At 69.6% G+C, this 12,525-nt stretch carries 16 protein-coding genes; 5 read left to right on the top strand and 11 right to left on the bottom strand.

Annotated elements, in window-relative coordinates:
* Positions 1–49: 49 nt before the first annotated feature.
* Positions 50–235, bottom strand: a complete 186-nt coding sequence (locus tag ACZ50J_RS00555) for a hypothetical protein (protein WP_464299337.1) — start codon at positions 233–235, stop codon at positions 50–52.
* Positions 236–752: 517 nt separating this feature from the next.
* On the opposite strand from ACZ50J_RS00555, the gene ACZ50J_RS00560 reads away from it, so the two are divergent.
* The 3 genes from ACZ50J_RS00560 to ACZ50J_RS00570 all read left to right on the top strand — a co-directional run bounded on the left by ACZ50J_RS00560 (position 753) and on the right by ACZ50J_RS00570 (position 3,885).
* On the top strand, positions 753–983 hold the full coding sequence (locus ACZ50J_RS00560; protein ID WP_464299338.1) for a hypothetical protein: 231 nt from the start codon (positions 753–755) through the stop codon (positions 981–983).
* Between the two features lie 58 nt (positions 984–1,041).
* Positions 1,042–3,348: a heavy metal translocating P-type ATPase gene (locus ACZ50J_RS00565; protein ID WP_464299339.1), complete on the top strand. Its 2,307-nt coding sequence runs from the start codon at positions 1,042–1,044 to the stop codon at positions 3,346–3,348.
* Positions 3,349–3,471: 123 nt separating this feature from the next.
* Complete coding sequence (locus ACZ50J_RS00570; RefSeq protein WP_464299340.1) at positions 3,472–3,885, top strand: universal stress protein; 414 nt, start codon at positions 3,472–3,474, stop codon at positions 3,883–3,885.
* A gap of 85 nt (positions 3,886–3,970) precedes the next feature.
* Here the strand turns inward: ACZ50J_RS00570 and ACZ50J_RS00575 are convergent, their stop codons facing one another.
* From ACZ50J_RS00575 to ACZ50J_RS00600, 6 genes are all read right to left on the bottom strand, one after another.
* The gene (locus ACZ50J_RS00575) at positions 3,971–4,483 is read right to left on the bottom strand and encodes a DsrE/DsrF/DrsH-like family protein (RefSeq protein WP_464299341.1); all 513 of its coding nucleotides are present in this window, start codon (positions 4,481–4,483) and stop codon (positions 3,971–3,973) included.
* Positions 4,484–4,511: 28 nt separating this feature from the next.
* Positions 4,512–4,826 (bottom strand): TusE/DsrC/DsvC family sulfur relay protein, encoded by a 315-nt coding sequence (locus ACZ50J_RS00580; RefSeq protein WP_464299342.1) that lies wholly within the window; start codon positions 4,824–4,826, stop codon positions 4,512–4,514.
* An 11-nt stretch (positions 4,827–4,837) separates the two neighbouring features.
* On the bottom strand, positions 4,838–6,100 hold the full coding sequence (gene sqr, locus ACZ50J_RS00585) for a type III sulfide quinone reductase, selenoprotein subtype (protein WP_464299343.1): 1,263 nt from the start codon (positions 6,098–6,100) through the stop codon (positions 4,838–4,840).
* Positions 6,097–6,591, bottom strand: coding sequence for a universal stress protein (locus tag ACZ50J_RS00590; RefSeq protein ID WP_464299344.1), 495 nt, complete (start codon positions 6,589–6,591; stop codon positions 6,097–6,099). The genes sqr and ACZ50J_RS00590 overlap by 4 nt, the downstream gene beginning before the upstream one ends.
* Positions 6,588–6,845: an SHOCT domain-containing protein gene (locus ACZ50J_RS00595; protein WP_464299345.1), complete on the bottom strand. Its 258-nt coding sequence runs from the start codon at positions 6,843–6,845 to the stop codon at positions 6,588–6,590. Before ACZ50J_RS00595 ends, ACZ50J_RS00590 begins: the two co-directional genes overlap by 4 nt.
* Before the next feature lie 87 nt (positions 6,846–6,932).
* Positions 6,933–7,379 (bottom strand): hypothetical protein, encoded by a 447-nt coding sequence (locus tag ACZ50J_RS00600; protein WP_464299346.1) that lies wholly within the window; start codon positions 7,377–7,379, stop codon positions 6,933–6,935.
* 157 nt (positions 7,380–7,536) lie between these two features.
* On the opposite strand from ACZ50J_RS00600, the gene ACZ50J_RS00605 reads away from it, so the two are divergent.
* The gene (locus ACZ50J_RS00605) at positions 7,537–8,268 is read left to right on the top strand and encodes a response regulator transcription factor (RefSeq protein WP_464299347.1); all 732 of its coding nucleotides are present in this window, start codon (positions 7,537–7,539) and stop codon (positions 8,266–8,268) included.
* 29 nt (positions 8,269–8,297) lie between these two features.
* Positions 8,298–9,719, top strand: a complete 1,422-nt coding sequence (locus ACZ50J_RS00610) for a sensor histidine kinase (protein ID WP_464299348.1) — start codon at positions 8,298–8,300, stop codon at positions 9,717–9,719.
* A 2-nt stretch (positions 9,720–9,721) separates the two neighbouring features.
* Here ACZ50J_RS00610 and ACZ50J_RS00615 read toward each other — a convergent pair whose 3' ends face one another.
* Genes ACZ50J_RS00615 through ACZ50J_RS00630 form a run of 4 tightly spaced genes read right to left on the bottom strand, consistent with a single transcriptional unit; the run spans position 9,722 to position 12,510 of the window.
* Positions 9,722–9,946 (bottom strand): ferredoxin, encoded by a 225-nt coding sequence (locus tag ACZ50J_RS00615; protein WP_464299349.1) that lies wholly within the window; start codon positions 9,944–9,946, stop codon positions 9,722–9,724.
* Positions 9,933–11,015: an NADH-ubiquinone oxidoreductase-F iron-sulfur binding region domain-containing protein gene (locus ACZ50J_RS00620; protein ID WP_464299350.1), complete on the bottom strand. Its 1,083-nt coding sequence runs from the start codon at positions 11,013–11,015 to the stop codon at positions 9,933–9,935. Before ACZ50J_RS00620 ends, ACZ50J_RS00615 begins: the two co-directional genes overlap by 14 nt.
* Positions 11,012–11,572 carry a ferric reductase-like transmembrane domain-containing protein gene (locus tag ACZ50J_RS00625; RefSeq protein WP_464299351.1) on the bottom strand — a complete coding sequence of 187 codons (561 nt, stop codon included), beginning with the start codon at positions 11,570–11,572 and terminating at the stop codon, positions 11,012–11,014. Before ACZ50J_RS00625 ends, ACZ50J_RS00620 begins: the two co-directional genes overlap by 4 nt.
* Positions 11,569–12,510 (bottom strand): FAD:protein FMN transferase, encoded by a 942-nt coding sequence (locus tag ACZ50J_RS00630; RefSeq protein WP_464299352.1) that lies wholly within the window; start codon positions 12,508–12,510, stop codon positions 11,569–11,571. Before ACZ50J_RS00630 ends, ACZ50J_RS00625 begins: the two co-directional genes overlap by 4 nt.
* Between the last annotated feature and the right edge of the window lie 15 nt (positions 12,511–12,525).

Raw genomic sequence — 12,525 nt, forward strand, 5'->3', positions numbered from 1 at the left:
CGACGGTGCGCCCGCGGACACGTCCACGGGCGCATCGCCACACGTGCGGTCAGCGCAGCTCTTCGAACAATTCGTAGGTCAGGAACGCCGGCCAGACGACGCCCTTCAACACGGCCAGGACGTGCCACCAGAAGCCGTCGTGCTGCTGCCAGAACCAGACCCAGGCACCGATCATCGCCAGGAAGTAGAAACCGCCCCATGCCGGCGGTGCCGCTTTCGCGCTCTGTTTCTCCATGATTCACGCCTTCGTCCTCGTATCGGCCGGTCGTGGTGGATGCGGCCCGGTTCGGCCGCGACCTGATGGTGACGATGCTGGTGCGTGTCGGTGCCGAGGGGCAGGGGCGAACGTCCCTCGCGGCGGTGTCGGGTCACCGACCCCGGACTCGACCATGCAGGACTGCGCGTGCGGCGAGGGTCCGACCTCGGCAACCCCGGGGGCGAATCATCAAAGGACAGGACGAAGGTCCCTGTCGAGAGCGACCGTCCCGTGGGGTAATGGATTCATCGCACCGGCAACGGCAGCGGTACCGGAACGGCACCCATGGTGTTCTTCGCGGGAGTCACATCCCGCCGAAGCGTGTCTCCCGACGAGAGACCCGGACGCACCGTGACGGACCGAACCGGTCGCCCGGCAACGTCAGTCGGACCCGCGAGGCTCGGAGGACATTCTTCGGAAAGACCCCCGGGCCTCGCTCGCGTCATCACGACGTCGTCGCAGGCAACGCATACCGGGTTGGAGTCAGGGGGAGCGGATGAGCACCACGGAAGACGGGTGGCCCCGCCAGGTCGCCGACCTGGTCGACGGCTTGGTCGACGGCCTGGACCCGCTGGTTCGTCGCCAAGTCGACGCGATGCTCGACATACCCGACGGGAACGGCCCGCCCTCGCACGCCGAGGTGCGGGACATCGTGAAGCGGGTGACCGGAGAGATCACCTTCGACGAATTCGTCCGTCGCAACCGGTCCCATCGGGCCGGTGGATGAGCGGCCTCGGGACCTTGGACCCGTTTGCCGGCACCGTGCCCGACACAACCTGAAAGGTATGGACCGCGGCACGTCACCCGGGCGGGTCAGTACGAGCGCAGGATCGCGCGGCGAACTGCCGCTGCTGCTCGCGTGTTCGGTGCTGCTCGCAGGAGGTGCCGCCGCCTCGTTGGCCGATGCCGACCTACTGGCCGGGATGCTCTGGGCGGCTGCGACCGTGCTCGGTCTGGCTTTCGCCCTGACCAAGGCCGTCGCCGCCCTCCGGCGCCGCGAGTTCACTGTCGACGTCATCGCGATCCTCGCTCTGCTCGGTGCGGTGCTGGTCCGGGAGTGGTTCGCGGGCGCGATGATCGCGATGATGCTGGCGACGGGCGCTCTGCTGGAGCAGAAGGCGTCGACTCGGGCCGCCCGGGACCTCGGTCTGCTGGTGCAGCGTGCGCCGCGGACGGCGCGACGGCGGGAGGCAGGAGCGGTCGTGACCTGCCCGATCGAGGATGTGCGGGTCGGGGACGAACTCCTGGTGGGCACCGGTGAGGTCGTCCCGGTCGACGGTCGGCTGGCGTCGACGGCTGTGCTCGACGAGTCCGCACTCACGGGCGAGTCGCTGCCGGTGGCCGCCACGGCCGGACAGAGCATCCGCAGCGGGGTGGTCAACGGGGGCGGGCCGCTGGAGATGGTGGCCACCACGACCGCAGCCGAGTCGACCTACGCGGCGTTGGTGCGTTTGGTGGAGGAGGCGAAGAACTCGTCGGCGCCCTTCGTGCGCGTCGCTGACCGGTTCGCCATGGCCTTCGTCCCGCTCACCGTCCTACTGGCCGGCGCGGCATGGCTCGGCGGCGGTTCGGTGCGTGCCGTCGCCGTGCTGGTGGTGGCGACTCCCTGCCCGCTGCTGTTGGCCGCACCGATCGCGTTCCTGTCGGGGATCTCCAGGGCGGCCCGCCGGGGCGTCGTGGTCAAGGGCGCCGGCGCTCTCGAACAGCTGGCCGAGGGAGAGGTGATGATCTTCGACAAGACAGGAACGCTCACGCTCGGCCGGCCGGTGCTGCGCGACGTCCTCCTCGCGCCCGGACCGCGGGACGCGCGAACGGTGCTGGCCCTGGCGGCGTCGCTCGACCAGGTGTCCGCGCACGTGCTCGCGGACCCGATCACGAAGGCAGCCCACGACCAGGGTCTGACACTGCGTCTGCCGGAGACCGTGGAGGAGGTCCGTGGCTACGGAATCCAGGGGGGCGTCGCCGGCCGCCGGGTGCGGGTCGGCAAGGCGTCCTGGATCCTGGGCACTTCGACGCCGGAGTGGGTGACCCGAGCGCAGCGCCGGGCAACGCTGGAAGACTGTATGACGGTGTTCGTCGCGGTCGACGGACAGCCGGCGGCGGCATTGTTGTTCGCCGATCGAGTACGCCGCGACGCTCCGCGCATGATCGGTGCGTTGCGTGACGCCGGCATCGACCGGGTGGTGCTGCTGACCGGTGACCGGAGCAGCACTGCACACCGGGTCGGCCGTGAGGTCGGCGTCGACGAGATATTCGCCGAGTGTGATCCCGCGGCGAAGCTGGACACCGTCAGACGGGAGTCCTCCCATCGGGCGACGGTGATGGTCGGGGACGGCATCAACGACGCACCCGCACTGGCGGCCGCGCACGTCGGTGTCGCACTGGCGGCGCGTGGTGCGACCGCGTCGTCCGAGGCGTCCGACATCGTGCTGACCGCCGATCGGGTGGACGTGCTCGCGGACGCGATCCAGATCGCGCGGCGGTCGAAGCGGATCGCCCTGCAAGCGGTCGTCGTCGGCATGGGGCTGTCGCTGGTGGCCATGGGCTTCGCCGCCATCGGCCAGATCCCGCCGGCTGCGGGTGCGTTGGGCCAGGAGGGCATCGACGTGCTGGCGATCGGCATCGCGCTGCGTGCCGTGGTCCCGGCCCGTCGTCGGGTGCGACTCACGCCGCCGGACCGCGCAACCGTCGAGCGACTGCAGCGCGAGCACGACGACGTCCTGCCGGTCGTCGAACGGGTCAGGACGGTGGCGGACGCACTGGCGAGCGAGCCGATCGACCTCGGCCCGAGCCGCGAGCTGCTGCACCTTCTCGAACGCGACGTGCTGGCGCACGAACGGTCCGACGAGCAGGACCTCCTGCCACTCCTCGGTCGTGTCCTCGGTCGCCAGAGCACCTCGGCTCTGCGTCGCGGACACGCCGAGATCGAGGTCCTCGTCGCGCAGTTGCGCACCCTGCTGACCGAGGTACGTAGTCCCACTCCGGCGGACCTGGTCGAGCTGCGCCGCATCCTCTACGGGTTGTATGCCGTGCTGCGCCTGCACAACGCACAGGAGGAGGAGCAGTCCAGCAGCCTGCCCGACGACGGCTGAACGGCTGCTGACCGATGCCGGGTGGCGGGTCGGCTTCCGGTGAAGAGGACGTTCGTCCCTGGGCGCCTTCCCGTTGCCCGGTGAGGATCGCAGTGGTACGCAACGCCACGAGAGGAGCCGGAAATGAATGACAGCAAGCGGGTCGTCGTCGGGGTCGACGGGTCACCGGAGTCCGCGAAAGCGGTGCGGTGGGCCGCGGACTTCGCGGATCTCACCGGGGCAGATCTTCTGCTGGTCATCGCCTGGCAGTGGCCGGCCATGTATGGCGCCCCGGTCCGCTGGCCCGAGTTCAGCCCTGGCAACGATGCCCGGGTCGTCGTCGAGAAGGCGAAAGCAGACCTCGCACGGGCACACGGCAAGGTCGACGTCGCGGTGTGGGAGGGCCGGCCGGGCAAGGTGTTGGTGGACGAAGCAGAGTTTGCAGCGGTGCTCGTCGTCGGTAGCCAGGGACACGGAGCTGTGGCGGAGGCGGTGCTGGGCTCGGTGAGCGCGTACTGCGTGCGGCACGCCCACTGTCCCGTCGTGGTGGTGCGTTGAGGCACGGCGTTCACGCCGCCGTTTCGCGGATCGAGCGGCGGCGTCGGATCGCCCCGCCGGACGTCGTGGTGGCAGGGGCTGCCGATCAGATGAAGAGCAGTTGCGCACCCGCCGTCTTGTCGATGAAGTCGCTCGCGCTGATGATGCCTTCGACATCGTCGATCAGGTCTTCCCGGCGCAAGTTGTTCATGTCGGTCGACATCCGGCACGCCCACAGGTGCCCGCCCGCCGCCACGATCTGCTCCAGCATCTCGGGCACGTCGGGCACATCGAGTTCGGCGATCGCCTTGCGCATCCGTGAGGTTGCCAGGTGCGTCATACCGGGCAGCCCGCCGATACCCTGCGGCAGATGCGCCGCGGTGTTGCCCACCGGGGTGAACTTCAGGTGCGCGCAGGTGTCACGGTGGATCATGTCCAGGCCCCAGAAGGTGAAGAACAGATGGGCTCGGACGCCTTCGCCGAGGGCTGCGTTGGCGAGGATCAGCCCCGGATAGGCCATGTCCAGACTGCCCTTGGAGCAGATGATGGCCAGGGTTCTGTCCGGCGACAGGTCGTCGAACGGTGTCCTCGGCTCGTCGTCGACGGTCGGCTGGCTCATGGATCCTCCCGGTGGATTCGGTCGTCGGCTACACACAGCCGCGGGGTTTGGGTAGTCCCGCGACATACGCCATCTTCTTGGCGGGCTTCTGCGGGAACAGTGCGAAGAGATCCTTGATGGGCACCCCGCCGGCGGTGCTGACGCGGCGCAACGTCGGTGTTTCGCCGCGATCCGCGAAGTCCCGTCGGAGGAACCGCAATGGCTTCCAGTGCGCCTCCGTCAGGGTGATGCCGATGCGCTGTGCGAGCTCGGCGGCAACCTCGTCGTCCCATTCGTCGTACTCGGTCATGAATCCTTCGTCGTCCACGTGCACGGTGCGTTCGTGCAAGGCGGTGGTCGGCATGGGTCGCTCCTCTACGAGTTCCTGGCGGCAGCACCGACGGTGCCGGGGCGATGCGTCGTGAGGTTGTGCGTCCGGTGACCGGAGGTGGCGTGTCCGCGCATCAGGACGTTCCAGTAGAAGGGGCGGAATGCCAGCTTTCCCAGGTGATTCCGCCGGGTTTCGGTCAAGAGGCTCAGCGGCCCGAGGCCGCGGAACGGAAATCCGCCGGTAGCGGGGTCACGCTCGTAGTCGAAGTCGATGAGGAGTGCCTTTCCCTCACCGGACTCGATGAAGCAGTTCACGTGACCGTCGTACGACGCGGTGACGGGCTGCCCTTCGGCGAAGGCGACGATGTTCGTGACCACGCTCGGGATCTGGTAGTGCGCGGCCGAGCCGGCCTTCGAGGTCGGCAGATCCGCCGCATCGCCGAGAGCGAAGATGTTCGGGTACTCCTGGGACTGCAGGGTGTGCTTGTCGACGGGGACGAATGCCAGTTCGTCCCCCAGTCCCGAGCGGGTGACGAACTCCGCGCCCGTGACGAGTGGGATGGTCACCAGCAGGTCGAAGGGAACGGTCCTCTCGTCGTACGACACCAGTGTCTTGGCGACCGGGTCGATCCGTTCGACGACGAAGTCGGTCTCCAGGGTGATGTCACGCTCCGCAAGCAGGTCGCCCAGCGCGGCCGCGACGCTCGGCTTGGTGAAGGCCTCGGACAGTGGCGTGACGTAGGTGATGTCCACCTGGCTTCGCCGCCAGTGGGCGCGCAACCACGCGTCGACCAGGAAGGTGAACTCCAGCGGCGCGACCGGGCACTTGATCGGCAGGTCGGTCAGGTGCACGACAAGCCGACCGTGTTCGAGTTCGGTCAGCGCCGTGTGCAGCGCCCGCGCGCCGTCGGCGGTGTAGAAATCGAAGATGCTCCGTCGCCACTCCGGCCCGAGCATCCCCGGCGTCAGGTCCGGGCGGATCCGCGAGCCGGAGGCGACCACCAGCAGGTCGTAGGAGAGAGCCCGCCCGTCGGACAGGCGAATGCTGGAGGTCCCGGGTTCGACGATGTCGACGTTTCCCACCTCGAAGTCGACGCCGTCCGGGATGAACGTATGCCGTGACCGGGTCAGATCGGCAGCGTCATCGGTGTTGAACGGGAGGAACAACAGGCCCGGCTGATACAGGTGTTGATCGTCACGATCGATGACGGTGATCGACCACTCGTCCGGAGCCAGCCTCCTGCGCAACTGGTGAACGAGCATCGTGCCGGCAGTTCCGGCGCCGATGACGACGATCCGCCGGGTCATGATGTCGCCTGCGCTGTGCCGTCGAGAGGTGCCGGGTCCTGCCGGTACTCCTCGACCAGGTCCGGTCGCGGCACCGGGGCCGCGTCCGTCGGGAGCACGACGACCGGACAGACCGCCATACGCGAGCAGTATTCGCTGGTCGAGCCGAGTACGGCGTGCCGCATCGAACCGACACCGTGGCTGCCGATCACCAGCAGGCTCGCGTGCTCGGACCGGGTCACGAGCACCTCCTCGGCGGAACCCGTCTCGACCTCGGCGGCGATCACCGGTTCGGGAGTCACTCCGGCGATCGCCTCGCGAATGATCCGGGACTGCAGGTCCGCAGCAGCTTCCGCGGTGTCGGTCCCGCCCGGCCGCCATACGGTGACGGCCTCGATCGCGCTGTCGCGCAGGCGAGCCTCCGCGATCGCCCAGCGCAGTGCGCTCAGCGAACCCTTCGAACCGTCGACGCCCACCACGATGACTCGGGTGTCGTGCTCAGCAGTCGTCATTGCACCTGCTCCTTCGTCGAAGGGCGGTGCCCCAGCGCCGCCTGGTCCCTGAGGAACTCCTCCACGGAGATCTCTCCGCGGGCGAGTCGCAACCGCAACTCGCGTTCCGCGTCCGCCATCGGCTCGGTATGGCGATCCCGGTAGTTCACCCGGATCAGCACGATCGTGGCGCTCAGCAGGGCGAGCCCGATTGCCGCGCCACCCATGGCCATCCACTCGTCGAAGGCATCGATCCCGACCGGCCAACGCATCATGACGAACCTCCTGGTCTCTCCGTCAGGACCAGCCTCGTGCGCGATGCTGCCGCGTGGCAGGGCACAAAGTCCTACGGCGCCGGAAGGTCAGTCCTGATCCTTCAGTGCACGGGCACGCAACGGCAGCCAGACCAGCAGGGCCATCATCGCCATGGCCAACGGCACGTGGACGGCGGTGAGCGAGTCCTTGCTGTCGTCGCGGATGAGTCCGCCCAGGTAGGCCTCCAGCACGAGCAGCACCGTCAAGGTGCCTGCACCGAGCCACAATTCGCGCTTGCTGCGCAGCCGCAGGAACGCCCAGACGGTTGCGCCGAGCATGAGCACGATCGTCAGGTCCGCGCCGCGGGCGTGCACCTCCATCCACCCGTCAGCGGTGGCGCCGTCGCCGCCGTTGCCGAGGAACAGGCCGGCCCAGACGCCCTGCAGCAGGACCAGCAGTGCGGCGACGCCGAGGAGGACGGACAGGATCCGGTGGTCGCGGCGGGTGGTCGATCGGGTGCGGTCGGTCCGGGCGGGGGCACTGGTGTGGGTCATCGTGGTCGCTTTCGATCGGTTCCGTGTACGAACGGCGGGTTCGCCGGACACCGACCCTTCCGGTGCTTCTTCTCATTTCCTTCTCAGCGCCCTGATCTTTCGGTGACGTCACGTTCGTGACGGTGATCCGTGGTTCGCCGGCCGATAGTGTGACGACATGGTCGGCGACGATTTCCCGCCGGCGGCCCCGGACGGTCGCCCGTTGCGGGTGCTGGTGGTCGAGGACGAGACCGGCATCTCCGAGGCGCTCGTTGCGGCATACGGCTTCCGCGGCTGGGACGCGCAGAGCGCCGCCACCGTCGCCGAGGCGACCGAGAAGGTCCGCGTGCTGGCACCCGACCTGGTGGTGCTGGACGTCATGCTCCCGGACGGGAGCGGATTCGATCTGCTCGAAGTGCTGCGGGCCCGCAATCCGCAGATCGCGGTGCTGTTCCTGACCGCCCGCGACACCCCGCAGGACCGGGTGCACGGGATCGAGATCGGCGGCGACGACTACATCACCAAGCCGTTCGACCTGTCCGAGGTGCTGGCGCGTTCGCTCGGCCTGATGCGTCGAGCGGGCCTGCTGCGGCAACGACAGGGCACCCAACTACGCGTCGCCGATCTGGTCGTGGACATCGACGCGCACGAGGCCCGACGGGCCGGACACCTGCTGAACCTCACGGCCACCGAGTTCGCGCTGCTGCGGTACTTCGCGCGGCATCAGCGCAGGGTGCTGTCCAAGGAGGAGCTGCTGCGCAAGGTCTGGGGGGCCGACTTCGGCGGCACGGTGCACGTCGTCGAGTTGTACGTCAGCTACCTGCGCAAGAAGGTCGACGCGGAGGGCATGGAACCGTTGATCCACACGGTCCGCGGCGCCGGTTACGTCCTGCGGCCGCCACTGTCATGAGACTCGTCCCGAGAAGCCTCACCTCGCGTATGGCGCTGCTGCTCGCGGGGCTCGTACTGCTCGGCGGCACCATCGCCGGCGTGGCGGGCACGATCGGCATCCGGTCCTTCCTGATGGGCCAGCTGGACGACCAGTTGCACCAAGCGGCGGCGCGCAACCTCGTCCTGAAGGGACCTCCCGGTGACGATCACGACAGGGACAACCAAACCGACGACAATCGGGCCAACGACAACGCGGGACTGCCCCCGGGCACGATCACCGGTCAGCTGACCGGCGGAAAGGTCACCGACCTGGTGGTCGCGGCCGACCTGGACGGAGACCACCGACCCACGACGGCCGATCGTGCCGCGGTCCAGCGCATCGCCGGCTCGAACTCCCCGACGACGGTGGACCTGCCGTCACTGGGTGATTACCGATTCCTCACCTCACCCAGCCGGGGTGGCGCACAGCTGGTCACCGGTGTGCCGCAACAGCGAGTCGACCACACCATCCGGGAGCTGATCGGTCTCGAGGTGGCGGTGCTCGCCCTCATGGTCGCGGTGGTGGCGGGCGCCGGCGCGCTGGCCGTGCGCCGGTCGATGCGGCCGCTGCAGCATCTGGCCACGGTCGCGCGGCGGGTGACCGAGTTGCCGCTGGAGTCCGAGCAGAGCCACATCCCGGTACGTGCCGAGGAACTGGTCGAACCCACCGAGGTCGCGCAGGTCGGCCGAGCGATGAACGCCATGCTCGGCCACGTCGATCTGGCCCTGCAGCAACGCGACGAGAGCGAGCAACGGTTGCGGGACTTCGCCGCCGACGCGAGTCACGAACTGCGCACCCCGCTGACCGTCGCGCGCAGCCACGCGGAGCTGCTGCGCGAATACATGGCCTCGACCGAACTCCCCGAGCACGTGCACCAGTCGCTGCGCCGCATCAGCGACGAAACCGGTCGGATGGCGAGCATCGTCAATGACCTGCTGCTGTTGGCGCGGCTCGACAAGTCCGGGCCCGAGCAGCACGACGACGTCGACCTCACCCGGCTCGTGCTGGAAGTGGTGGACGACGCCCGGATCACCGCGCCCGACCACCACTGGTCGATGGGGGTGCCGGCGGATCCGGTGATCGTGCACGGGGACGAGGAGCAGCTGCGTCGACTGGTCAGCAACCTCACGACCAACGTGCGACTGCACACGCCCGCGGGCACTCACGCGCGGGTGGACCTCGACCAGTCCGCCGGGCGGGTCCGGTTGCGCGTCCACGACGACGGGCCCGGATTTCCGCCGGACCTGATCGACCATGCTCACGCGCGCTTCGCGCGTGGTCGGCACCGGCAGGACAGCACGGACAGCACCGGGCTCGGCCTGGCCATCGTGCACGCGGTCGCCCGCTCGCACGGCGGCACACTCGACATCGCCGGCTCACCCGGGGACACGACCGTGACCGTCACGCTCCCGGCCGGCACGGCCGGCTGAGGTCAGGGCTTCCGGGTCACCAGAAGGGCCCGGGCCGGACAGCCCTGCACGATCTGCCGTGCCTCCTCGGCACTCAGGGTCATCCGGGACGGGATCGGATAGCCGAACTCGTCCACTGCGATTGTGCCGCCGGACAGGACGGAGCACACACCGTGTGCGGTGCACGCGATCCGATCCACGACGACCTCCTGCCGGCGGGCCGCCGCCCGCTGCTCAGCGCGCGACACCGGACCGCTCCCGTGCCGCGATGCACCGTCCGCCCAGGTGCGCTTCGACGTCGGGGCCGAAGGCGCGCAGCGCCGACGCGACGAAACTGCTGACCCCGTCGGGGAATCGGCAGGCGCCGCGGCCCGGCAGGAGGTCGAGCCGCTGGTGCAACAGCGGCAGCTCGTCGGGTCGCAACTCGCCGCGGCTGAGCCGGCCGAACTGGTCGGCGACGGCGGGGACACCGAACATGCACGGCCCGCACTGGCCCGCCGATTCGCCCGCGGCGAAGCCGGCGATCCGGGCCACATGCTCCAGCGGGCAGGTCGCCCGGTCCAGCACCTGTATGGCGCCCGTCCCGGTCCGCAGCCGGTATGGCGCGAGCCCCTCGTCGGACCACGTCGCGTCCCAGGCCTGGCGGTCGGTCAGCCAACCGCCGCTGAGCCCGGACAGTCCCGCGGCGGCGACATCGGTGGCGCCGGCCGCGTGCAGCAGGTCGCGCAGCGGCACGCCTGCGGCGGTGTCGTAGACGCCCGGCCGATCGACGCTTCCGCCGATCGTTACCAGCCGTGGCCCGGGCTCGGCGGCCGTCCCGTGACTGCGGAACCAGTCGGGGCCGTAGCGCTCGATCTGCCCGATCCGCCATACGGTCTCGGCGTTGAGGACCAGGGTGGGGCGCAGTCGCCGACCGCTCGGTCCCCGGCCGCCGAACACGACCGGCACCTGTCGCGTGACGGGCCTGGCCCGACCGCCGTGCAGGTGATGGACGAGGGCGGATTCCTCGGATGCGACATACCGTGCGGGCACCGACAGGATCCGCAGGCCGGCGCTGAGCAGCCGGTCCTCGGTGTCGGTGCCGCGGTGGACCGCCCAGTGCACCGTGTGGCTGATCAGTCCGGCGCCGTACTCCACCTCGGCCAGGTGTTCCGCGACGACCAGGGCGTCCTTGCGGGTGCCGATCTCGCCGTCGCAGGCATTGACGATCAGGTCGGCGCGCTGCTCGTATGCCGCGCGCAGTTTCGTGCCGGTCGGGAAGACCGCGCCGCCGCGACCGGTGAGCCCGGCTTCGTCGAGGAGGTCGATCAGGTTCATGTCCACTCCTGCCGTAGAACCTCGCGGCGGCGCCCGCTGTCGTGGTGCGAACCGGCCAGCCGCCACAGGACGGTGGCCGCGCCGACGACGCCGCAGCCGATGGTGGTGTACCGCAACAGCGGCTCGTTGCCGGTGCTCATCGCGATGCCGTGCCAGAGCGTCAGCGGCCACATCACGAAGCTGGCCCGGTGCACCAGTCGCCATACCCGCTCGCTGATCCGGCGCCGCGCGAGAGACGTCACCACGATCGCGACCAGCACGTCGAAGCCGAGCGTGCCCAGCCCCACGCTCAGTCGGCTGTACGACGAGGTGAACGGCAGCACCACGGCGAGCACGTTGATGTGCACGTAGGTGTCGATGATGGCGGTCGCGATGTGCACGACGAGGAAGGTCAGCATGCCGAGCGCCAGGCTGCGGTGCAGGGCCTGCGTGATGGCGGTACGGTCCGCGACGCCGTGCCGCACCCCCGACAGGACCAGGCCCAGGACCATGACCGCGGTCATCAGCACCATGCTGAGCACCCCGGTCGCCCGGGACAGGTACCACAGCGCGCTCATGACGCCGCGCCCATCGAACGGGACGGCCATGCCGGGGTGCGCAGCGGCTCACCCTGCTCCGGCACCAGCAACGCCGGTATGCCGCGAGCCGCGAGCCAGTCCGGCGCGGCAGCACCGAGCACGCACGCCGCGGTCGTCGCCGCATTCGCCTCGAGTGCGGAAGCGGCCACACAGGTCACCCGACGCCAGGTGTGTTCCACCGGTCGACCGGTGGACGGGTCGAGCAGATGGTGGCGGGCGATGCCGTCGGCATACCAGCGACGTCGATCGATGCCGGAGGTGGCGAGACCTTGCGTCGTGATGACGACCCGGTCGTCGCCGGTCGGTGTCTCGGCCGAGACCACCCAACCGCCCGTGGGCGACGGGCCGGCGACGGCGATGTCGCCGCCCAGGTCGACCAGGAAGCCTCCGCGTCCGCGGCGTGCGATCTCGCGCGCCAGTCGGTCCGCCATCGTCGCCTTCGCGGTCGCCCCCAGATCGAGGAGCGTCCCTGCGGCGAAGGTGACGGTGCTCGCAGCCGCGTCGACGGTCAACGAGTGCAGGGTGCTCGGCGGAGCCGGCGTCGTCTCCGCTGCCGATCGACTCCGACCGGGCCGTGCCAGAACGTCGGCGAGATCGGCGTCATACCCGTTGGCCACCATCGCCCGACCCAGGGTCGGGTCGACCAGACCGTCGGTCGCCGCGGCGGCCCACAGGGCGTCCTCGATCAACGATCGCAGCAGCGCGCTGACCGAGGCGGTGACTACCCCGGTCGTGTTCGTGGCGGGCGCTCGCATCAGCTGTGACACCTCCGAGTCGGTGCGGAAGCGGGAGGCGGCGACGTCGAGTTCGCGCAGGCGTGCCTCCGCCAGTGCACGAGCCGCCGGCAATTCGGCGGCGCGCGTCGCGACGATGCGGCACTCGACGCCGATCGCCCGGAAGGAGGTCGCCGTGGTCATGACGATCGGGTGTTC

This window comes from Flexivirga sp. G2 (assembly GCF_055397625.1).

Excerpts from the sequence above, each read along its gene's own strand:
- sqr (WP_464299343.1), bottom strand. The coding sequence starts at position 6,100 with ATGACCCGGCGGATCGTCGTCATCGGCGCCGGAACTGCCGGCACGATG.
- ACZ50J_RS00575 (WP_464299341.1), bottom strand. The coding sequence starts at position 4,483 with ATGAGCCAGCCGACCGTCGACGACGAGCCGAGGACACCGTTCGACGAC.
- ACZ50J_RS00600 (WP_464299346.1), bottom strand. The coding sequence starts at position 7,379 with ATGACCCACACCAGTGCCCCCGCCCGGACCGACCGCACCCGATCGACC.
- ACZ50J_RS00555 (WP_464299337.1), bottom strand. The coding sequence starts at position 235 with ATGGAGAAACAGAGCGCGAAAGCGGCACCGCCGGCATGGGGCGGTTTC.
- ACZ50J_RS00590 (WP_464299344.1), bottom strand. The coding sequence starts at position 6,591 with ATGACGACTGCTGAGCACGACACCCGAGTCATCGTGGTGGGCGTCGAC.
- ACZ50J_RS00630 (WP_464299352.1), bottom strand. The coding sequence starts at position 12,510 with ATGACCACGGCGACCTCCTTCCGGGCGATCGGCGTCGAGTGCCGCATC.
- ACZ50J_RS00605 (WP_464299347.1), top strand. The coding sequence starts at position 7,537 with ATGGTCGGCGACGATTTCCCGCCGGCGGCCCCGGACGGTCGCCCGTTG.
- ACZ50J_RS00620 (WP_464299350.1), bottom strand. The coding sequence starts at position 11,015 with ATGAACCTGATCGACCTCCTCGACGAAGCCGGGCTCACCGGTCGCGGC.
- ACZ50J_RS00565 (WP_464299339.1), top strand. The coding sequence starts at position 1,042 with ATGGACCGCGGCACGTCACCCGGGCGGGTCAGTACGAGCGCAGGATCG.
- ACZ50J_RS00570 (WP_464299340.1), top strand. The coding sequence starts at position 3,472 with ATGAATGACAGCAAGCGGGTCGTCGTCGGGGTCGACGGGTCACCGGAG.
- ACZ50J_RS00560 (WP_464299338.1), top strand. The coding sequence starts at position 753 with ATGAGCACCACGGAAGACGGGTGGCCCCGCCAGGTCGCCGACCTGGTC.
- ACZ50J_RS00610 (WP_464299348.1), top strand. The coding sequence starts at position 8,298 with ATGGCGCTGCTGCTCGCGGGGCTCGTACTGCTCGGCGGCACCATCGCC.
- ACZ50J_RS00580 (WP_464299342.1), bottom strand. The coding sequence starts at position 4,826 with ATGCCGACCACCGCCTTGCACGAACGCACCGTGCACGTGGACGACGAA.
- ACZ50J_RS00595 (WP_464299345.1), bottom strand. The coding sequence starts at position 6,845 with ATGATGCGTTGGCCGGTCGGGATCGATGCCTTCGACGAGTGGATGGCC.
- ACZ50J_RS00625 (WP_464299351.1), bottom strand. The coding sequence starts at position 11,572 with ATGAGCGCGCTGTGGTACCTGTCCCGGGCGACCGGGGTGCTCAGCATG.